18 protein-coding genes are annotated in these 18,633 nt (G+C 74.0%); 6 read left to right on the top strand and 12 right to left on the bottom strand.

Translation table 11 applies throughout. From position 1 onward, the window contains the following. Positions 1-33: 33 nt before the first annotated feature. From G9H71_RS10000 to fes, 3 genes are all read right to left on the bottom strand, one after another. Complete coding sequence (locus G9H71_RS10000; RefSeq protein ID WP_166281322.1) at positions 34-795, bottom strand: GAF domain-containing protein; 762 nt, start codon at positions 793-795, stop codon at positions 34-36. Between the two features lie 88 nt (positions 796-883). Next, positions 884-1,909, bottom strand: a complete 1,026-nt coding sequence (locus tag G9H71_RS09995; RefSeq protein ID WP_166281320.1) for an ABC transporter substrate-binding protein — start codon at positions 1,907-1,909, stop codon at positions 884-886. A gap of 48 nt (positions 1,910-1,957) precedes the next feature. Beyond that, entirely contained in the window at positions 1,958-3,211 is a 1,254-nt protein-coding gene (gene fes, locus G9H71_RS09990) for an enterochelin esterase (protein WP_231134548.1), read from the bottom strand. A 51-nt stretch (positions 3,212-3,262) separates the two neighbouring features. On the opposite strand from fes, the gene G9H71_RS09985 reads away from it, so the two are divergent. After that, positions 3,263-3,811 (top strand): YbaK/EbsC family protein, encoded by a 549-nt coding sequence (locus tag G9H71_RS09985; protein WP_331272884.1) that lies wholly within the window; start codon positions 3,263-3,265, stop codon positions 3,809-3,811. 3 nt (positions 3,812-3,814) lie between these two features. On the opposite strand, the gene G9H71_RS09980 is transcribed toward G9H71_RS09985, so the two are convergent. From G9H71_RS09980 to G9H71_RS09965, 4 genes are all read right to left on the bottom strand, one after another. After that, a complete protein-coding gene (locus G9H71_RS09980; RefSeq protein ID WP_166281314.1) occupies positions 3,815-6,691 on the bottom strand; it encodes a hypothetical protein in 2,877 nt (958 codons plus the stop codon). Positions 6,692-6,857: 166 nt separating this feature from the next. Beyond that, a complete protein-coding gene (locus G9H71_RS09975) occupies positions 6,858-7,742 on the bottom strand; it encodes an SPFH domain-containing protein (RefSeq protein ID WP_166281312.1) in 885 nt (294 codons plus the stop codon). A 4-nt stretch (positions 7,743-7,746) separates the two neighbouring features. Beyond that, positions 7,747-8,196: an NfeD family protein gene (locus G9H71_RS09970; RefSeq protein WP_166281310.1), complete on the bottom strand. Its 450-nt coding sequence runs from the start codon at positions 8,194-8,196 to the stop codon at positions 7,747-7,749. Between the two features lie 65 nt (positions 8,197-8,261). Continuing rightward, entirely contained in the window at positions 8,262-9,098 is an 837-nt protein-coding gene (locus G9H71_RS09965) for an ABC transporter ATP-binding protein (protein ID WP_331272883.1), read from the bottom strand. A 75-nt stretch (positions 9,099-9,173) separates the two neighbouring features. Between G9H71_RS09965 and G9H71_RS09960 the strand changes: the two genes are divergently transcribed. After that, positions 9,174-9,944 (top strand): hypothetical protein, encoded by a 771-nt coding sequence (locus G9H71_RS09960; protein WP_166281308.1) that lies wholly within the window; start codon positions 9,174-9,176, stop codon positions 9,942-9,944. A gap of 20 nt (positions 9,945-9,964) precedes the next feature. On the opposite strand, the gene glgA is transcribed toward G9H71_RS09960, so the two are convergent. After that, a complete protein-coding gene (gene glgA / locus G9H71_RS09955) occupies positions 9,965-11,149 on the bottom strand; it encodes a glycogen synthase (RefSeq protein WP_166281306.1) in 1,185 nt (394 codons plus the stop codon). 83 nt (positions 11,150-11,232) lie between these two features. Between glgA and glgC the strand changes: the two genes are divergently transcribed. The 3 genes from glgC (at position 11,233) to G9H71_RS09940 (ending at position 14,234) form a co-directional block, all read left to right on the top strand. After that, a complete protein-coding gene (glgC, locus tag G9H71_RS09950) occupies positions 11,233-12,477 on the top strand; it encodes a glucose-1-phosphate adenylyltransferase (protein WP_196791927.1) in 1,245 nt (414 codons plus the stop codon). A 204-nt stretch (positions 12,478-12,681) separates the two neighbouring features. Beyond that, positions 12,682-13,905, top strand: a complete 1,224-nt coding sequence (gene serB / locus G9H71_RS09945; RefSeq protein WP_166281304.1) for a phosphoserine phosphatase SerB — start codon at positions 12,682-12,684, stop codon at positions 13,903-13,905. Between the two features lie 41 nt (positions 13,906-13,946). After that, positions 13,947-14,234, top strand: coding sequence for a Dabb family protein (locus G9H71_RS09940; protein ID WP_166281302.1), 288 nt, complete (start codon positions 13,947-13,949; stop codon positions 14,232-14,234). Between the two features lie 78 nt (positions 14,235-14,312). Here the strand turns inward: G9H71_RS09940 and G9H71_RS09935 are convergent, their stop codons facing one another. The 3 genes from G9H71_RS09935 to fabG all read right to left on the bottom strand — a co-directional run bounded on the left by G9H71_RS09935 (position 14,313) and on the right by fabG (position 16,402). After that, complete coding sequence (locus G9H71_RS09935) at positions 14,313-14,798, bottom strand: SixA phosphatase family protein (protein ID WP_166281300.1); 486 nt, start codon at positions 14,796-14,798, stop codon at positions 14,313-14,315. 46 nt (positions 14,799-14,844) lie between these two features. After that, positions 14,845-15,612, bottom strand: coding sequence for an enoyl-ACP reductase FabI (gene fabI / locus G9H71_RS09930; RefSeq protein ID WP_166281298.1), 768 nt, complete (start codon positions 15,610-15,612; stop codon positions 14,845-14,847). A gap of 73 nt (positions 15,613-15,685) precedes the next feature. Further along, positions 15,686-16,402, bottom strand: coding sequence for a 3-oxoacyl-ACP reductase FabG (gene fabG, locus G9H71_RS09925; protein ID WP_166281296.1), 717 nt, complete (start codon positions 16,400-16,402; stop codon positions 15,686-15,688). Between the two features lie 175 nt (positions 16,403-16,577). Between fabG and G9H71_RS25035 the strand changes: the two genes are divergently transcribed. Then, positions 16,578-16,907 (top strand): DUF3099 domain-containing protein, encoded by a 330-nt coding sequence (locus G9H71_RS25035; RefSeq protein WP_166281294.1) that lies wholly within the window; start codon positions 16,578-16,580, stop codon positions 16,905-16,907. A gap of 147 nt (positions 16,908-17,054) precedes the next feature. Here the strand turns inward: G9H71_RS25035 and G9H71_RS09915 are convergent, their stop codons facing one another. After that, entirely contained in the window at positions 17,055-18,539 is a 1,485-nt protein-coding gene (locus G9H71_RS09915; protein ID WP_166281292.1) for an MFS transporter, read from the bottom strand. Positions 18,540-18,633 lie beyond the last annotated feature (94 nt).

Here is an 18,633-nt window from a genome sequence, read left to right as displayed (position 1 = left end):
CGTCCGCGAGGAACGCCTCGGACCAGGCCGGCCTCAGCGCCCCGCTCGTGGTCGCCTCCTTGCCGCGTACGCCGTCACCTCGCGAACGACGCGCAGCGCGAGGCGGTGCTCGGCCTCGCCCATGCGCTGCAGGTCGGCGAAGAGCCCGGCCAGCTCGAGGAGGTCGGCGCTCACCGGCGGCACCTCGTCACCCGCCCGGTCCGCGGCCGCGGCGAGGTCGGTGCCGTCGCCGGCGGCGCGGGCGAGAGTGGCGAGCAAGGTGCGGCCGAGGTCGCCGAGCGCCCGCTCCGTGCGTAGCGTGAGCGCGGTCTGGTCGGCGAAGACCGCCAGCAGCGCCATGTCCTGCTCGGCGCCGGGCCGGCCATCGTCACGGTCCAGCAGGGTCATGACCCCGAGCACGCGGTCTCCGTCGTTGACGGGGACGGCGAGCATCGCGCGCGGCACATAGCCCGTGCCCTCGGCGACGTCGCGGGCGAACCGCGCGTCGGACTCCAGGTCGCTGATGGCCACCGGCTGCCCCGACATCACGACCCAGCCGGCGATGCCCGTGCCCGAGGGCAGCCGCATCCCGGTCACGTCGTCCTCGCCCTCACCCGACGCCGTCGTGTAGACCAGCTCGCTGTCGTCCTCGGTGAGCAGCGCGATCGAGCAGGCCCGGGCGCCGAACAGCTGGCGCGCCGATCGGGTGATGGTCGCGAGCAGGCGGTCGGTGTCGACAGGGCGTACGGCGGGGCCGAGCACGCCGGCCAGCCGGGCGAGGTCGGCCAGCAGCGACTGCGCCGTCGGGTCCGCCACCGCCCCCCCTTCCGGTCTCGCCACCGGAGCCCCTGACCTGGGCCCACGACGTCAGGACCAGGAAGCTACCGGAGAGGGACGCCGGGGATCAGGCTCCTGCCGCGAGCGTCTGCTGCACGGTGTCCAGGATGGTCGTCGCCGCGAGCGGGCCGCCCGCGCTCATCCAGGCCGAGCCGTCCACCGGCACGATCCGGTGAGCCGTGTAGGCCTTGAGGCTGGTGAAGCCCGGCGACTGGCCGGCCTGGACCAGCGCCTTCGCGCTCGCCTCGGCGCCGGTGCCCGTCTGGCTCGCTCCGCCGCCCGGCCCCGCGCCGCCGCCGCCGAGCGTGCCGAAGAAGACCCAGTCGGCGTCGATCTCCTGCAGGTTCTCCAGGCTGATCGGCACCGAGTGGCCGGGCCCCTCCATGTTCTGCGAGGCGGGACGGGCGAGGCCGAGGTCCGCCACGACCTTGCCGGGCAGGAGCTCCTTCATCAGCACCTGCGGCTGGCCCGACCAGCGCACGATGCTGACGGTCGCGCCGGCGTTCGGGCCCAGTGCGCCCTTGATCTGCTCGACCCGGGCCTCGTAGTCGGACAGGACCTTCTCCCCCTGCGCCGCGCGCCCGAGGGCGTCGGCCTGCGCCGTGAAGGCGGTCTTCCAGTCTTGGCCGCTCACGCTCACGAAGACCGTCGGGGCGATGCCGCGCAGCTTGCCGATCACGGACTCGTCCGAGGACGTCGTTCCGTCCACGAGGATCAGGTCCGGCTGGAGCGCGGCGATCTTCTCCAGGTCCGGGGAGCCGATGGTGGCGACGACGGGAATGTCCCCGGCCCGGTCGCCGAGGTACGCGGGCACGCTGCCCTGGCCACGGCCGTTCGTGGTGCCCACGGGTGTCACGCCGAGCGCGAGGGCGCCGTCGAGCGTCGGCTCGCTCAGTGCGACCACGCGGGACGGCGCGGCCGGCACCTGCACCTCGGCGCCGGAGGCGTCGGTGATCGTGCGGGTGCCGGCGGCCGAGGACGCGGCCGACGCGCTGTCGGAGCCGTCACCCGTCGAGCACCCGGTGACGGCGACGGCGGCGAGGGTGGCGCCCGTGACAGCGACGAGCAGCCGGGGAAATCGCGAGACCCACATGAGGCGACAGCTTAACCGAAAGGTTAGGCATGCCTTACCTCATCCGGCTCAGGCTCCTCGGAGCAGAGCGGTCAGCCCGTCCGCGATGCCGCCCCGCCAGCACGCCTGGTCGTGCCCGCCGCAGAACTCCCGGTAGTCCACCGTGTAGCCGCGCCCGCGGAGGGCGTCGCGCAGTCGCCGGGCCGGCTCGAGGCTGACCCACTCGTCGGTGCCGTTCTCGAGGTAGAACCGCACCGGTACGGACGCGCGCTCCCGCACCCGCCGGGTGAGCGCTTCGGGCGGAACGCCGTCGGGGTTGGCGCTCGGCCACCACCAGGAGCCGGACTGCGCCAGCACCGCGCCGAGCCTGTCCGGGTGCTCCAGGGCTGCGTACGCGGCGGCGAGGCCCCCGAGGCTCTGCCCCGCGACGACGGTGCGCGCCGGGTCCTCTGTCGCACCGAGCGAGGCGGACGCCCAGGGAGCAAGCTCCGTGGCGAGGAAGCGGGTGAAGCTGTCCGAGCAGGACAGGTCTCGGAAGCGGGCTTCTCTGGTCCCGGCTTCCGGCATGACGGCGACGAGCGGTGGGACCGCTCCGTCGGCGATCAGGTTGTCCAGGGTCGGCACGATCGAGAGCCGGTGCAGCCACATCTCGCCGTCGAGCAGGACCAGGAGGGGCAACGCGCTCCCCGCAGGGGCTGCCGGGGTGTACGCCCACACCCGCCGGGAGCCGAGCTCAGCTCCCTGCACGTCGTGCTCGACCACCTCGCCGCGCGGGACGCCTGGGCGGGCGCGGAGGTATGCCTGCGCCGGGGCCTGCGGGAGCTCGGCCACCGAGCGGGCACCCACACCCGGGGGCTGAAGCAGGATTCGGCAGTTGTATGGGTCGGGCAGGCCCGCGCGGGACGCCAGCTCGCGCAGCGCGGCCGTGTCGCCCGCCGGGCCGGGTGCGAAGACGTAGCTGCCCCGCCACCGGGTCGGCAGCCGGTAGGACAGGTGCCACACGTCGGTCCCGGGCACCCGCTCCATCAGGCTGCGCTCGAGGTGGCTGCGGTCGGTGAGCTTGTTCGCCAGCAGCAGCACGCGTCCCGCTTCGCCCCGCCAGAGGAACGTGGCGACGCACTCGTCCGGGCTGCCCGCGGGCTCGAGCAACGGAGTGCCGGCCGCCTCGGCCTCGTCCCACAGACGCTGCACGGCATGAGGGTCGTCCTCGAGCTCCCGGCGGAGCCGGGCGATGCGGGCGCTGGCGCAGACGGGTGCCGGCTGCGGGCGGGGCGTGCGGGGCGGGACCGACCCGGGCGGCAGCCCGGCCGACCGATCGCGCATGGCGCACCTTCCTCCGGACCGGCTGCGCAGCGTACCCAGGAGAATGTGCGGGTGGCAGACGCGTTGACCTTCTTCCCCGCCCGTGAGCGCACGGACCTGCTCGCCGCCCCGGTGGCGGCGGCGATCGCCGCCTGGCCCGCATCGACGCCCGTCGACGACGTCGAGGTGGCCGAGATCGACGCGACCGCGGCGGACACCGCGGAGTTCTGCGAGCGCTACGGCGTGGGCCTCGACGAGTCGGCCAACTGCGTCGTCGTCACCGGCAAGCGCGAGGGCGAGGAGCGCTTCGCCGCCTGCATGGTCCTCGCGACGACGCGGGCCGACGTCAACAACGTCGTCCGCCGCCGGCTCGGGGTGCGCAAGGCGTCGTTCGCCCCGATGGAGACGGCGGTCTCCCTGACCGGCATGGAGTACGGCGGCATCACCCCGGTCGGCCTGCCCGCGGGATGGGCGCTCTACGTCGATGCCGCCGTCGCCGCCGCACCGCGGGTCGTCGTCGGAAGCGGGATACGTGGTTCCAAGCTCTGGCTCCCGGGCGCCGCCCTCGCCGCCCTGCCGGGCGCCGAGGTCGTGGAAGGGCTCGGGCGCCCCGTCGCGTGACCGTCAGCCGGCGTCGCGGATGACCCCGAACAACGAGGCCGGGCCGTCCAGGACGTACGACTCCCCCTCGAGCAGCTCCAGGAGCACGGACTCGTCCGGCTCCACCTCCTCGTCCCCGAAGACGGGCACGAGCAGCGAGCCCTCGGTCTCACCCGCGGGCACGTCGAGGAACGCGATGGGGGCGTAGTCGTACCACTCGGTCGCGGTGCCGCCTGCCGCCCGCGCGGAGACCTCGACGGGAAGGCCGCTCGGGGCCGACAGATGGGCCGGGAAGGCGAGGTACGCGACCGGCATCGGCTCGTCCGGCAGGCCGAGGGGCGGCTCGACGGCCTCCGCGAACCCCGACACGGTCAGCAATGGCGGGGGCTCCTCGTCGACGAGCCGGACGAGGCCGAGCGGGTCCGCGACGGCGGCCTCCTCGACGCCGCTCGCGACGACCACGATCTCCTGGAAGCCCCCGTCGTCGACGGTGTTGCCGGTCACCTCGATCGGCACGTTCGTCGCGGCCGTCCCGGGCGCGATGTCGACGGCGCCGGAGAAGGCGAGCTCGCCCGTGAGGGGCCGGTAGGCGTCCACCCACATCGAGACCGGCACGGAGGAGGGGCGGGAGAGCCGCACCGGGACCTGCAGGGTGCGTGTCCCGGAGTCGCCTTCGGCCTCGGTGACGTCTCCGACGGAGACCTGCGGCAGGGTCGTGGGGGCTGGCCTGCCCTCGTCTGGTGAGGCGAAGGCGAGATCAGCGATGTACGCCTCCCCCGTCCCGTCTGGTGTCAGGATCTCGACGGCCGCGAGCCGGTGCAGGTCGACTCCGCGCACCTCGTCGAGCGAGACGTGGACCTGGCGCAGCATCAGCTTCGGGAGGATGGGGAAGTCGAGTTCCCCTGTCGGAGGCTCGCCGGGCAGCGGCGTCAGCGCGGGGCTGAGCGCGGGGACCGGGAGGTCCGTCGTCCGCCCGCGCGTGTCGGTGAGCCGCAGGACGAGCGGGACGGGCGCGGTGGCCGTCTCGCCGGGCGCCGCCCGCAGGACGAGCGCGTCGTACCTGTCGGCCCGTCGGGCGGGGCCCGACAAGGGCACCCGCACGGAGCCGTGGCCGCTCCAGCGCAAGTGCAGGGCAGGGCTGGCCGGCCGCCCGAGGGCGATGGCCGACGGCCCCCAGTCCGGCAGGACGTACGTCGGGGTGCGCGTCGTGCACGGCGGCAGCGGGTGCGTGCCCGTCCCGGGCGGCTCCTCGATGCCCGGAGCCAAAGCCCCACCGCAGATCTCGCCTGTCACGGCGCCGGACAGGACGGCCGGGGCCACGGACTCGTCGAAGCGGGCGAGGTCGAGCCGCTCGTCCGCGGGCTGCTGAGCGGCCGCGACGTCGACCACGGCTCGGCCGATGCCGGCCGGGCGGGCGGCGGAGCCGTCGAAGTACGGCAGGAACGAGCGCTCGTCGGCGAGGTGCAGCCGGAAGAACGCCTCCGCGTACCCGGCGCCCACCGCCCGCTGCTCCGCGGCGGCCAGCCTGGTCGGGGCCGCGGCGCCGCACGTCGGGTCGTCGTTGTCGATGTCGGCGAACTCCCAGTCGTCGATCGACGGCGCAGCCGACAGTCCCGGGGTCCACTCGGTGTTGAAGAAGTTGTGGTTGGCGCCGTGCACGAGCAGCGCCGACCGTGGCGCGCGGTCGCCCGTGACGGCGTACCTCGTGTCGTCGACGAGGTGAGCGCCCTGCAGGTCGAGGACGTCTCCGTCGCAGTACGGCAGCAGCACGCTCATCGCCGTGCCCGGCAGGGTGAGCCGCAGGAAGTCGGTCGGCGCCAGCGGGAGCACGGCCCGGATCCCGTACGGCGTGGCCCGGGTGGCGTTCGCGAGGGCAGCGAGCACCACTCCCTCACCGCCACGGGAGTGGCCGAGCAGCCCGACAGTGTGCAGGTCCAGCTCCCCGTCGAGCACCCCGTCCAGCGGGTCGTCGCCCTTCTTGTCCCAGCGCGCGAGCAGGTCGAGGGTGGCCAGCACCAGGTCGGCGCGCGCCTGAGCGCCCGCGTCGGGCTCGCGGTGGTCCAGCGCGTTGACGGCGTTCGCGCTCACGGAGACGACGACGTGGCCCGCCGCGGCGAGAGCGTTGCCGATGTCGTCGTACCCGCCGTAGCTGGGCACCGGCGACCACCCGTCCGGGCACGGCCACTCCGGCAACGGCACCGGCTCGGGCACGTGCTCGGGGTCCGTGACGTAGCACGGCTCGTGCCGCCCGTGCAGCAGGACGACGACCGGGTGGCGCCGGCCCGGCAGGCCTTCTGGCCAGTACGCCCGGCCGCGCAGCTCGACGCGGGCTCCGCCCAGGGAGCTGAGCGGGAGCGCCTCGTCGCCGAGGTCGTAGTCGCGCGTGGAGACTCCGTCGGCCGCGACAGCCGCACTCGTCCGGGCCGCCGCCGTGCCAGCCCCCGGCGAGCCGCCGGGGCCTCCGGGCGAGGGCTGCCGTGCCGACGACAGCGGCGCCGACGACGGCAGCGCGGACGAGGACGGCGCCGACGCCGACCCGCTCCACGCGAGCTCCACGTCCTGCACGCCGACGAGCCGGCGATCTGTCACCGCCGAGAGCCGCCGCCCGTCGTCGGAGAGGACAGCCGGGCCTACCGGCCGGCCGTCGACCACCAGCCAGGGCAGCGCGTCCCGCACCGGAAGGCGCCCGACGTCGAGCGTGACCGCTGAGCCACCGGTGGCCGTGGCCGTGACCCGCCAGCCGAGCCCGCTGGCCGCTGGGTGGTGGGCGACGGGAGCGGCAGCGGCCAGCGTCGGGGCCGAGGGGAGCACGGCGGAGGCAGCGACGGCCAGCACCAGCCCGGTCAGGCGAGACGCCCTCCCCGCGCGCCCGGCTCGGAAGGACGGCGTGCTTCGGGGCATGTGCCTCACGGCTCCTCGCTAGACCGGGGCACAGCACGTTAGTAAGGCAGCGCCGGACGTACCAGAAGCTTTCGGGCAGACAGGTCCCCCGCACTTGCAGGCACGGTGACGGGCGACGGTCGAGCTGGCCGGTCGACGGCTCCGGCCTCCGGGGAGCCGCGGCAGGTCAGCGGGCGTCGCCGCCCGGTTGCCGCCCGAGCATCCCGCCGATGCCCTTGAGCGCCTCGCCCAGCTCGCTCGGCACGATCCAGACCTTGTTGGCGTTGCCCTCGGCGATCTTCGGCAGCACCTGGAGGTACTGGTAGGCGAGCAGCTTCTCGTCGGGGTCGCCGGCGTGGATCGCCTCGAAGACCTGGCCGATGGCGCGGGCCTCACCCTGCGCGCGCAGCACCGCGGCCTGCGCCTCTCCCTCCGCCCGCAGCACCGCCGACTGCTTCGCGCCCTCCGCGGTGAGGATGGCCGCCTGCTTCTGCCCCTCGGCCTGCAGGATCGCGGCGCGACGGTCACGCTCGGCGCGCATCTGCTTCTCCATGGAGTCCTGGATGCTGCCGGGCGGGTCGATGCTCTTCAGCTCCACCCGGTTGACCCGGATCCCCCAGCGCCCCGTCGCCTCGTCGAGGACGCCGCGGAGCTGGCCGTTGATCTGGTCGCGCGAGGTGAGCGTCTCCTCGAGGTTGAGCCCGCCGACGACGTTGCGCAGGGTGGTGACGGTCAGCTGCTCCACGCCCTGGATGTAGTTGGCGATCTCGTAGGTCGCGGCCTTCGGGTCCGTCACGGAGAAGTAGAGCACCGTGTCGATGCCCACCACGAGGTTGTCCTCCGTGATGACGGGCTGCGGCGGGAAGGAGACCACCTGCTCGCGCAGGTCGATGAGCGGACGCACCCGGTCGAAGAACGGCACGATCAGGGCGAGCCCGGGCTCGAGGGTGCGGTGGTAGCGCCCCAGCCGCTCGACGACGCCCGCGCGCGCCTGCGGAACGATGCGCACGGAACGGAAGAGCACCAGCAGCACGAAGAGCGCCAGCACCCCGACGACGATCCAGCCGATCATGCCCTCACTGACCTGTCGGTAGGACGACGGCGGTCGCGCCGTCGATGGAGATGACGTCGACCGTCGAGCCGGGCTCGACCGTGACGTCCGGAAGGTATGTGCGGGCCGACCAGACCTCTCCGGCGAGCTTCACCCGCCCAGTGCTCGCGTCGGTCCGCTCGAGCACGACAGCCTGCCGTCCCACGAGCGCCGCCGTGCCCGTGCGGGTCCGCGCGGCCGGGCGCAGATGGCGCAGCGCCACCGGCCGGACGGCCAGCAGCATCCCGAGTGCGGTCACGCAGGCGACGACGGCCTGCAGCACGGGCGGCGCGCCCAGCGCCGCGGCCACCGCGCCTGCCGCCGCGCCGACGGCGAGCATGAGGGCGACGAGGTCGAGGGTCAGCGTCTCGACGGCGGCCAGCACGAGCGCCAGCGCGAGCCACCCGGCCCACACGTGGTCTTCCAGCCAGCCCATGCGGGCATCGTAGGCACGCCGGGCCGGATTGGCCTCCCGCCGTCCACAGCCCTCGGCGCGAGGGGTCAGCCCGCGGCTCGAGCGCTCCAGCGCCCGTCGGCGTGGTCGACGCGCAGGCGCAGCCCGAAGGCGTCGGACAACGGCTCGGCGGTGAGCACCTCGTCCACCGGCCCTGCCGTCACGACGCGGCCGCCGCGCAGCAGGACCGCATGGGTGAACCCGGGCGGCACCTCCTCGACGTGGTGCGTCACGAGCACGAGCGCCGGGGCGCCCGGGTCGGCCGCCAACGCGGCCAGCCGGCGTACGAGCTCCTCGCGGCCGCCGAGGTCGAGGCCCGCCGCGGGCTCGTCGAGGAGCATCAGCTCCGGGTCGCTCATCAAGGCGCGGGCGATCTGGACCCGCTTGCGCTCGCCCTCGCTCAAGGTGCCGAAGCGGCGGTCGACCAGGTGCGCGGCGCCCATCGCCGACAGCAGGGCCTGGGCTCGGGTCTCGTCCACCGGGTCGTACGCCTCGCGCCACCGGCCGACCACCGCGTAGGACGCGGTGAGCACCACGTCGCGCACACGCTCGTCGGCGGGCAGCCGGGACGCGAGCGCGGCGCTGGCGAGCCCGATCCGTGGGCGCAGCTCGAAGACGTCGACGGCGCCGAGGGTCTCCCCCAGGATCTCCGCCGTCCCGCGGGTGGGGTGCAGCTGCGCGCCCGCCACCTGCAGCATCGTTGTCTTGCCCGCGCCGTTCGGCCCCAGCACGACCCAGCGCTCGCCTTCGCGGACCCGCCAGTCGACCTCGTCCAGGATCGGAGCGCCGCCGCGGACGACCGTGACGCCGGAGAGCCGCAGCACGTCGTCGGGCCCTGCGCCGCGGGCGCCTGCGTCGTCGGAAGAGGGCAGCCAGTCCGTCACGCCGCGCACCCTACCCACGGCCCTGACGGGGAGGACCCGACGCCCTGCCTGCGGACGCGCCTACGCTGTGACGCCGTGCTCGAACTGCCTCGGTCCGCCCGTCTCGCCGCGTGGGGAGGCGCCGTCCTGCGCGGCGACGCCAGCCCGGACGACGCCGTGGACGCGGTCGTCGGCGACGACACGCGGCATGTCGTGACCGGCCTCTCGGGCGCGGACGGCGAGGTGGGGCTGGCGCTGGCGCTCGGGCTCCTGCGTGTCGAGCGGGCCGGAGGGCTGGCGCTCGCGTTGCCGGTGCCCGGCGACCCGCGCGGCCTCGGGGGGCCCGCGGAGTTCACCACGGCAGCCGTGGACGCCGGCGAGGCGGTGGTCAGCGCGGGCAGCCCGGACGGCACGGCGTACGGCCTGCTGCCGGAGGTGGCCGCGCTCGGGTCGAGCGGCACCATGGTGCGCTGGCACGCCCGGCCGGTACGGCCCGTCCCCCTCGGCGCGCTGCCCGGGCTGCGCGAGGCCGAGGCCGAGCTGACGGCGGCGCTGCGCGAGGCCACGGAGGAGCTGGTCCGGCTCGACGTCGCGCGCTGGCGGCCCGAGGTCGGGGAAGCCCTCCTGCGGCTGCGCTCCGCGCCCCAGGAGGACGGCCTCGGCCCCGGCTACTCCCCGCGCGCCCGGCGCGTCCTCGGCACGGCGCAGCGGGTGGCCGCGATCGCCGCGCTCGCGACCGAGGAGCCCGGCGCGGCCGTCAGCGCAGGGCAGATGCGGCTGCGCAGCGCCGCGCTCGACCGGCTCGCGGAGGCGAGCCGCCGGGCGGTCGTGGCGGCGGTGAACTCGCCACTGGAGCCCGCCGGCTGACCCTCGCCCCCCGCCCGGGCTCACAGCACCGAGCGGTAGACCTCCAGCGTCCGCTGCGCGATCGAGTCCCACGAGAAGTGCTGGACGGCGCGCTCGCGGCCGGCCTTGCCCATCGCCTCGGCCCGCGCGGGGTCGTCGAGCAGGCCCTGGATGGTGCCGGCGAGGTCGCTGACGAACTGGGCGGGGTCGATGGGCGTGCCCGAGCCGTCGGCCACCTGGGCGATGGGCACCAGCAGCCCGCACTCGCCGTCGGCGACGACCTCCGGGATCCCGCCGGTCGCGGTGGCCACCACGGCGGTCTCGCACGCCATCGCCTCGAGGTTGACGATGCCCATGGGCTCGTAGATCGAGGGGCAGACGAACACCGTCGCGTGCGTGAGCACCTGGATGACCTGCGGGCGGGGCAGCATCTCCTGCACCCACACGACGCCGCTGCGCTCGCGCTTCAGCTCCCCGACGAGCGTCTCCACCTCGGCGGCGATCTCCTTGGTGTCCGGTGCGCCGGCGAGCAGGACGACCTGGACGTCGCGGTCCAGCCGCTCGGCCGCGCGCAGGAGATACGGAAGCCCCTTCTGTCGGGTAATGCGCCCGACAAAAACGATGTAGGGGCGCTCGCGCGAGATCCCGAGCCGCTCGAGGACGTCGGTGCCGGGGTCGGGGGCGTAGAGCTCTGTATCGATTCCGTTATAAACGACCTGGACGCGGTCCGGGTCCAGCGCGGGATAGGCCCGCAGCACGTCCTCGCGCATTCCGGCGCTCACCGAGATGATGGCGGCCGCCGACTCCAGCGCGGTCTTCTCGCACCAGGACGAAAGCGCGTAGCCGCCGCCGAGCTGCTCGGCCTTCCACGGCCGGTCGGGCTCGAGGCTGTGCGTCGTCGCGACGTGCGGGATGCCGTGCAGCAGGGAGGCGACGTGGCCGGCGAAGTTGGCGTACCAGGTGTGGCTGTGCACGAGCTGCGTCCCCGCGCAGTCGCCCGCGATCGCGAGGTCCACGGCCATCGTGCGCAGCGCGGCGTTCGCGCCGGGCAGCACCGAGGAGTCGTCGTACGCGGTGACGCCCTCCTCGTCGCGGGGCGCGCCGAAACACCTGACGCGCAGATCGGTCCCCGCTCTGCGCAGGGCGGCGGAGAGGTACTCGACGTGGACGCCGGCACCTCCGTAGACCTCGGGCGGGTACTCACGGGTCAGGAGATCAGCGCGCACGGGAGGGAGGTTAGACCCTCGACGCCGAACAGCAAGAGGGGCAAGGTGACTGAGGTCACCCAAGGAGGGGTAGCGTGCGGATCATGGCTGACGTCCTCGCGATCGTGCTGGCCGGCGGGGAAGGCAAGCGGCTGATGCCGCTGACCGCCGACCGTGCAAAACCCGCCGTGCCCTTCGGGGGCAATTACCGCCTGATCGACTTCGTCCTGTCGAACCTCGTGAACGGCGGGTTCCTCAAGATCGTCGTGCTGACGCAGTACAAGAGCCACAGCCTCGACCGCCACATCACGCAGACGTGGCGCATGTCGACGCTGCTCGGCAACTACGTGACGCCGGTGCCCGCGCAGCAGCGCCTCGGGCCGCGGTGGTTCGCGGGCAGCGCGGACGCGATCTACCAGAACCTCAACCTCATCGACGACGAGCGGCCGAAGTACGTCATCGTCTTCGGGGCCGACCACATCTACCGCATGGACCCGCGGCAGATGCTCCAGCAGCACATCGAGTCCGGCGTCGGGCTCACGATCGCCGCCGTCCGGCAGCCGCTGTCGCAGGCGGACCAGTTCGGCGTCATCGAGACCGAGAGCGAGGGGCCGGACGCCGGACGGCGCATCTCGCGGTTCCGGGAGAAGCCGAAGGACGCCATCGGGCTGCCGGACGCCCCCGACCAGGTCTACGCCTCGATGGGCAACTACATCTTCACCACCCGGGCGCTCGTCGACGCCGTCACCCGGGACGCGATGACGCCGGAGAGCAAGCACGACGTCGGCGGCAACCTGGTCCCGATGTTCGTCGACAAGGGCGACGCCCAAGTCTACGACTTCACCCAGAACGTCGTGCCCGGGTCGACCGAGCGTGACCACGCCTACTGGCGCGACGTCGGGACGCTCGACTCGTTCTACGACGCCAACATGGACCTCATCTCGGTCCACCCGGTGTTCAACATGTACAACTACGACTGGCCGATCCTGTCGATCTACGACCCGATGCCGGCTGCCAAGATCGTGCGTGGCGACGAGGGCCAGGAGGGCCAGGCGCGCGGGTCGATGGTCTCCCCCGGCGCGATCATCTCCGGGTCGTGCGTCTCGGACTCGGTGATCTTCCCGAGAGTGCAAGTCCGCAGCGGCGCCAACGTCTCGGCCTCGGTCGTGATGGACGACGTGGTCGTCGAGCGCGGCGCGGACGTGCGGCGCGCCATCCTCGACAAGGGGGTGATCGTGGCGCCGGGGGCGCAGCTCGGCATCGACCACGAGTACGACCGGGCCCGGGGCTACACGGTCTCCGAGTCCGGCATCGTGGTCGTGGGCAAGGGCCAGCGCGTCACGCCGTAGCGGCGCGACAGCAGGCCCGCCTCCAGCAGGAAGCGGTTCGAGGGCGCGGTCGGACGACACCGTGGTGGCGCCGGACCGGGCCCGCTGTCGTCCCGGCGCCGCCTCCTGTTCCTGAGCGGGCTCGGCAGCGCGGAGAGACGACAGACGCGCGCTTCGGCGGGACGGTCAACACTTGCCCGCGGGCACCGCCGGTAGCCTGCGGCCGTGCCCGCGCCTCGTACCTTGCTCGTCACCCTCACCGGCACGGACCGTCCCGGTGTGACCTCCCGCCTCTTCGGCGCCCTCGCGGCCGCAGACGTGGGTGTGCTCGACGTCGAGCAGGTCGTGATCCGCGGCCGGCTGCTGCTGGGTGCGCTGCTCGAGGCCCCGGGCCCGGCGCAGGCAGCGTCCGTGTCGGCGGCGATCGAGGCGGTGGCGGCGGACCTCGGCATGGAGGCCGTCGTCTCGGCGGAGGCCGACGAGGAGCCCGAGGCGCTCGGCACCCGGAGCCTGGTCACCGTCCTCGGGCAGCCGCTCGTCCCCGCCGCCTTGTCCGCCGTCACCGGGCGCATCGCTGACAGCGGGGCGAACATCGACCGCATCAAGCGCATCGCGCGCTACCCCGTCACGGCCGTCGAGATGGAGGTGTCCGGCGCGGACCCGCTGCGGCTACGCACGGTCCTCGCCCGGGAGGCGGCGCTGCAGGGCGTCGACGTCGCCGTGCAGCGCGTGGGCCTTCACCGCCGCGGCAAGCGGCTCGTGGTGATGGACGTGGACTCCACGCTCATCCAGGGCGAGGTCATCGAGATGCTCGCCGAGCACGCCGGGGCCGCTGCCGAGGTGGCAAAGGTCACCGAGGCCGCGATGCGCGGCGAGCTGGACTTCGCGGCCTCGCTGCACGCCCGGGTCGCCCTGCTCGCCGGGCTGCCGGAGTCGGTCTTCGACGAGGTACGCGCCGCCGTCCGTCTGACCCCTGGCGCACGCACCCTGGTCCGGACGCTGAAGCGGCTCGACCACCGGGTCGCGGTCGTGAGCGGCGGGTTCAGCCAGGTCGTCGACCCGCTGGCGGCCGAGCTCGGCCTGGACTTCGCCGCCGCCAACACGCTCGAGGTCGTCGACGGCAAGCTCACCGGGCGGATCGTCGGCGACGTGGTGGACCGCGCCGGCAAGGCCGTGGCGCTCGAGCGCTTCGCCCGTGAGTGCGACGTGCCGCTGGCCCAGACCGTGGCGATCGGTGACGGCGCCAACGACCTCGACATGCTGGCGCGCGCCGGCCTCGGGGTCGCCTTCAACGCCAAGCCGGTCGTGCGCGCCGCCGCCGACACCGCGGTCACCGTGCCGTACCTCGACGCGGTGCTCTACCTGCTCGGGATCCCGCGCGAGGAGGTCGAGGAGGCCGACGCGGCCGACCCGGGCGCCGAGGCCGGCAGCGCCGCGGCGAGGGGCTAGGCTGCGCCGCTCCCGCCCGCAGTGCTGACCCAGGAGCGCCCGTGATCCGCAACGTCGTCCTCGGCAAGGTGCACCTCGGCTCGGACGCGGCGCTCCTCGACGAGGGGCTCGCCCGGATCTCCCAGCTGCAGGTCGACGGGATGCTGTCGATCGCCGCGGGCCGCGACGCCGGGCTGCGCGAGGGCAACTGGGACTACGTCATCACGGCGGACTTCGTCGACGCGGCGGCCTACCGGCGCTACGACCTCGACGAGGAGCACAACCGGCTGCGTCGGGAGTTCTTCGCCGTGGTCTCGGCCGAGATCGCGCGCGCGCAGTTCGCCTACTGAGCTTCCTACCGGCCTGCCCGCTGACCTGCAGAGCGCTTCACCGAAGCGCGAGACGTGAACTGCGCCGCGGGCGATCGATCAGCCCTCGGCGCGCGGCGTCGCCGCCGTCACCAGCCGGCACGAGAACGAGGGCGTGTCCGCCCACGCGGACGGCACCTCGATCACCGCGATGCCCGCGGTGCGCAGCTGGGCCGGCTGCCCGGTCAGCTCGCTGACCAGCTCGCTCACCGAGGGATTGTGCCCGACGACGAAGGTGAGGTCCGCGTCGTCGTCGAGGCCCCGCACGAGCCGGAGCATGTCGCCGAGCGAGGCCTCGTAGAGGCTCTCCTCGTAGACGATGGAGGGGACGTCGTCCCCGTGCACGGCGATGAGCCCCTCGACCGTCTCGGCGGTGCGGCGTGCCGGCGAGGTGACGATGAGGCCGGGCTTGCCGACCGTCTCGTGCAGCCACCGCCCGGCCGCCTTCGCGTCCTCACGACCGCGCGGCAGGAGGGGCCGCGCGAAGTCGTCGGTGGCGATCGGGCTGTCGGCCTTGGCGTGGCGCACGACGACGAGGGTGGGCATGCGCTCAGCCTGCCATCCGCGCCGCCGTGCGCCGACCGCGGGTGGATCAGGCGCCGACGGCGTGCACCCCCCCGTCGACGTGCACGATCTCGCCCGTCGTCGCGGGGAACCAGTCCGAGAGCAGCGCCACGATCGCGCGGGCGGCGGGGTCCATGTCCTCGACGTTCCAGCCGAGCGGCGCCCGGTCGTTCCACACCCCGGTCAGCTGGTCGAAGCCGGGGATGTGCTTGGCCGCGGTGGTGCCCAGCGGCCCGGCGGAGACCAGGTTGACGCGTACGCCCTGCTTGCCGAGGTCGCGGGCGAGGTAGCGCGCGGTCGACTCGAAGGCCGCCTTGGCAACGCCCATCCAGTCGTACTGCGGCCAGGCGACCGTGGCGTCGAAGTCGAGCCCGACGACGGAGGCCCGGTCGCCGAAGAGGGGCTTGCAGGCCATCGTGAGCGACTTCAGCGAGTACGCCGACGTGTGCACGGCCGTCGCCACGTCCTCCCACGGCGTCTCGAGGAAGCGGCCGCCGAGGGCGGACTGCGGCGCGAAGGCGATCGCGTGCACGACCCCGTCCAGCCCGTCGACGTGCTCGCGCAGCCGGTCCGCCAGCGAGTCCAGGTGCGCCGTGTCGGTCACGTCGAGCTCGAGGACCGGCGCGGGCTTCGGCAGCCGCTTGGCGATGGCCGAGGTGAGGCGCAGCGCCTTGCCGAAGGAGGAGAGGACGACCTCGGCGCCCTCCTCCTGCGCGATGCGCGCGGCCGAGAAGGCGATCGAGCTCTCGACCAGCACGCCCGTGACGAGAAGGCGCTTGCCCTCGAGGATTCCCACTGCGATCGCTCCTTCTGTTCGTGTGGTGTCGGTGGCCCGTCGATGGCCCGACAGTGGCCCGTCGAGTCGCCCGTCAGTGGCCCATGCCCAGGCCGCCGTCGACCGGCAGCACCGCGCCGGTGACGTACGCGCCCGCGGGCCCGGCGAGGAACCCGACCACGCCGGCGACCTCCTCGGGCGTCGCCAGCCGGCCGAGCGGCACCGAGCCGAGGATCTCGGCCTTGCGCGCCTCGCTGAGCACGGCGGTCATGTCGGTCTCGACGAACCCCGGGGCCACCACGTTGACGGTGATGCCGCGCGAGCCCACCTCGCGGGCCAGCGAGCGGGCGAGGCCGACGAGCCCGGCCTTGGACGCGGCGTAGTTGACCTGCCCGGCGCTGCCGGTGAGCGCCACGACCGAGCCCACCAGCACGATGCGCCCGCGGCGCAGCCGGAGCATGCCCTTCGTGGCCCGGCGCGCGACGCGGAACGCGCCGGTGAGGTTGGTGTCGAGCACGTCGCTGAAGTCCTCGTCCGGCATGCGCATCACCAACTGGTCGCGCGTCACGCCGGCGTTGGCGACGGCCACCTCGACCGGGCCGGCGGCCTGCTCCGCGGCGGCGAAGGCGGCGTCGACGTCCGCGCTGTTCGTCACATCGGCCCGGACCCAGGTCACGCCGTCCGGCGCGCCGGCCGGCGGCTCCCCGGAGCGGTACGTGGCCGTGACGTTGTCACCGGCCGCGGCGAAGGCGTGCACGACCGACAGCCCGATCCCGCGGTTGCCCCCGGTGACCAGCACGGACCGGCTCATCGCACTCCTTCGTCGACCTGTGGCGGAGGGTGGCCGCCTGTGCTCGAGCCGCCGGCCTCGCGCCGCCGCGGCTCCCCCTGTGCGCCCGGGACCCTACCGGCAGCGCGGGCTTCGCGGGCAGGCGGGCGCGGCTCCCGGCGTGCCATCCGGGCAGAGCGGACGTAGCGTTGACGGCGTGGCAGGCGGCAGCCGGCGGACCCAGCCGGTCTATCAGATCACCGGTGCGGCGCGCGGGCTCCAGGAGGACCAGGGCGGCCGGGCACGGCGCTACGCCATCTCCATGGGCATCCGGACCGTCTGCTTCCTGCTCGCGGTCGTCACGGACGGCTGGCTGCGGTGGGCGTTCGTCGCCGGCGCGGTGGCACTGCCCTATCTCGCGGTCGTGTTCGCGAACGCGGGGCGGGAGACCGTGAAGGACCTGCCGGGCACGATCCTGCGCCCGGACCGGCGCGCCATCTCGGCTGGTCCGGCAGCACCACTGGACAAGGGGCGTTCGGAGGGCTGACCTCGGCGCCGGTTAGTGCTTCACTGCTCCTACGCGCTTCGCACCCCCGTCGGAGCGTGTGGTGCGGTGCCGGGCGGCCTCCCCCGTGGCAGCCCGGCATCGCCCCCGGGGCAGCGCAGCTGCTCCCGGGGGCCTGCCGAGCCCGGCTCAGCCGACGTGGACGACCGCGTCCGTCGGCAGCTCCTCCTTCGTCACCCGCACCAGCGCCAGGACGACGGCGGCAGCCAGCGCGAGGATCGCGGCGCCCCACCAGAACGCCGTGCTGTATCCGTGCACGAACGCCTCGAACTGCAGCGCGGGGCTGGGCGCGTGGCTCTCCAGGTAGCTCGTGACCGAGCTGGAGTAGAACGAGCTCAGCAGCGCCGTGCCGACCGCGCCGCCGACCTGCTGCGTGGCGTTGATGAGCGCGCTCGCGGCGCCCGCGTCGTGCTCCTCCACTCCGACCAGGGCGACGTTGGACAGCGGCACGAACAGCAGGCCGAGCCCGATGCCGATGAGGACGAGCCCCGGCAGGACGTGCGTGGCGTACGCGCTCTCGACGCCGATCTGGGACAGCACGGCCATGCCGGACGCGGCGACGAGGCCGCCGGCGGCCATGAGCGGCTTCGGTCCCGTACGCGTCATCATCGCGGTCGCGAAGCCGGCGGTCGCGAGCACGGCCGCGGTCAGCGGGAGCGAGGCGATGCCGGACTTGATCGGGCTGTAGCCCAGGACGATCTGGAAGTAGAAGGTCAGGAAGAGCAGCGCGCCGAGCAGGCCGGCGCCCGCGAGCAGCGAGGCGATGTAGGTGCCGCCGCGCGAGGGGTGCAACGGGATCCGCAGCGGCAGCAGCGGGTGGTTGCTGCGCTTCTCGATGACGACGAAGACCGCGAGCAGGACGACGCCGGCCGCGATGAAGCCGAGCGAGACCGCCGAGCTCCAGCCGTACGCCTCCTCGCCGGCCTTGGTAAAGCCGTAGACCAGGGCGACGAGGCCGGCGGTCACGACGACCGCGCCGGGGACGTCGTAGCGGGTGTCGCCGTGGGCCTTGCTCTCGGACACCAGCGGAATGGCCGCGGCCACCGCGATGGCGGCGACGGGGATGTTGACGAGCAGGCACCAGCGCCAGTCGGCGTACTCGGTGAGGACTCCGCCGAGGACGAGGCCGATGGCCGCGCCACCGCCGGCGATGGCGCCGTAGACGCCGAACGCCTTCGCCCGCTCCCTGCCCTCGGTGAACGTGACGGTCAGCAGCGCGAGCGACGCGGGGGCCAGCAGCGCGCCGAAGACGCCCTGCAGGGCGCGGGCCGCGTACAGCTCGAAGCCGGTCTGCGCGAGGCCGCCGACTGCGGACGCGATCGCGAAGCCCGCCATGCCGACGACGAAGGTGCGCTTGCGGCCCCAGTAGTCGGCGATGCGCCCGCCGAGGAGCAGCAGGCCGCCGAAGGCCAGGGCGTACGCCGTGACGACCCACTGCCGGTCGACGTCGGAGATGCCGAGCTCGCGCTGCGCGTCGGGCAGCGCGATGTTCACGATCGTGCCGTCGAGCACGACCATGAGCTGGGCGAGGGCGATGACGGCGAGCGCCCACCAGCGGCGAGGGTCGGGTGGCGCCGCCTGCGTCGTGGGCGAGCCGGTTGCAGCAGTGGACACGCGGGTTCCTTACGTCGGATTGCAGGTACGCGCCGGAGCGCGGAAGGGGCCGCGCACGGCGCGGCAATGGAGCACCGCAGCGAGGCGGCGGTGC

This window comes from Motilibacter deserti, assembly GCF_011250635.1.
Taxonomy (GTDB): Bacteria; Actinomycetota; Actinomycetes; order Motilibacterales; family Motilibacteraceae; genus Motilibacter_A; species Motilibacter_A deserti.
The sequence above is the reverse complement of the archived record's forward strand: the minus strand, read 5'-3'. Positions and strand labels throughout refer to the sequence as shown.

Coding starts and splice junctions, on each gene's coding strand:
- G9H71_RS09995 (WP_166281320.1), bottom strand. CDS start 1,909: ATGTGGGTCTCGCGATTTCCCCGGCTGCTCGTCGCTGTCACGGGCGCC.
- fes (WP_231134548.1), bottom strand. CDS start 3,211: ATGCGCGATCGGTCGGCCGGGCTGCCGCCCGGGTCGGTCCCGCCCCGC.
- G9H71_RS09980 (WP_166281314.1), bottom strand. CDS start 6,691: ATGCCCCGAAGCACGCCGTCCTTCCGAGCCGGGCGCGCGGGGAGGGCG.
- G9H71_RS09975 (WP_166281312.1), bottom strand. CDS start 7,742: ATGATCGGCTGGATCGTCGTCGGGGTGCTGGCGCTCTTCGTGCTGCTG.
- G9H71_RS09970 (WP_166281310.1), bottom strand. CDS start 8,196: ATGGGCTGGCTGGAAGACCACGTGTGGGCCGGGTGGCTCGCGCTGGCG.
- glgC (WP_196791927.1), top strand. CDS start 11,233: ATGGCTGACGTCCTCGCGATCGTGCTGGCCGGCGGGGAAGGCAAGCGG.
- G9H71_RS09935 (WP_166281300.1), bottom strand. CDS start 14,798: ATGCCCACCCTCGTCGTCGTGCGCCACGCCAAGGCCGACAGCCCGATC.
- fabG (WP_166281296.1), bottom strand. CDS start 16,402: ATGAGCCGGTCCGTGCTGGTCACCGGGGGCAACCGCGGGATCGGGCTG.